Annotated in this window: 1 protein-coding gene and 1 pseudogene; both read left to right on the plus strand. The window is 67.1% G+C overall.

Going from position 1 to position 987, the window contains the following annotated elements:
- A partial coding sequence (locus U4Y91_RS36515; RefSeq protein WP_321809117.1) for an ATP-binding cassette domain-containing protein occupies nt 1-891 on the plus strand: 891 nt, incomplete at its 5' end.
- Nucleotides 884-987: pseudogene (locus tag U4Y91_RS36520) on the plus strand (choline ABC transporter permease subunit); the annotation flags it as partial. The gene U4Y91_RS36515 and the pseudogene U4Y91_RS36520, both read left to right, overlap by 8 nt.

Here is a 987-nt window from a genome sequence, read left to right on the forward strand (position 1 = left end):
GCGTCGGCACGCCGCTCGGCGCTGACCGCGCTGCGCCGCAAGGACATGAGCATGGTGTTCCAGTCGTTCGCGCTGATGCCGCATCGCACCGTGGTGTCGAATGCCGCGTTCGGCCTCGAGGTCGCGGGCGTCGGCAAGAAGGAACGCGAACGCCGTGCAATGGAAGTGCTCGAGCAGGTCGGCCTCGCACCGTTCGCGCACAAGCTGCCGTCCGAGCTGTCGGGCGGCATGCAGCAGCGCGTCGGCCTGGCCCGCGCGCTGGCCGTGAACCCGTCGCTGATGATCATGGACGAGGCGTTCTCCGCGCTCGATCCGCTCAAGCGCCGCGAAATGCAGGACGTGCTGCTGCAACTGCAGAAGGAACAGCGCCGCACGATCATGTTCGTGTCGCACGATCTGGAAGAGGCGCTGCGCATCGGCAACCGCATCGCGATCATGGAAGGCGGCCGGCTCGTGCAGGTCGGCACGCCGCAGGACATCATCGCGAACCCGGCCGACGACTACGTGCGCGCGTTCTTCGACGGCATCGACACGAGCCGCTATCTGACGGCGGGCGACCTGATGCAGACGGGCGCCGTGCCGACCATGTCGAAGTGCGACGCCGCGAACGTCGCGGCGACGCTGAACGGCAGTGCCGAATATGCGTTCGTGCTCGACGCCGCACGCAAGATCCGCGGCTTCGTCACGCGCGAGGCGATCGGTCAGGACACGCCGTCCGTGCGGCCGATCGAAAGCATCCGGCGCGATGCGTCGCTCGAACATGTCGTCGCGCGCGTCGTTGCGAGCCCGAATGCACTGCCCGTCGTCGACGACGACGGCTGCTACTGCGGCTCGGTCGACCGCGCTCTTATCCTGAAGGCCATCACGCGTTCGCGAGGCTCCCATGTCTGAAATGATTCCGCTCGGTACCTGGGTCGACCAGTCCGTTCACTACCTGCTCGATCATGACGCGGCGACGTTCGATGCGATCGGCCGCGCGATCGAGGG

The sequence above is a fragment of the Burkholderia sp. BCC1993 genome (genome assembly GCF_905339865.1).
Classification (GTDB): Bacteria; Pseudomonadota; Gammaproteobacteria; order Burkholderiales; family Burkholderiaceae; genus Burkholderia.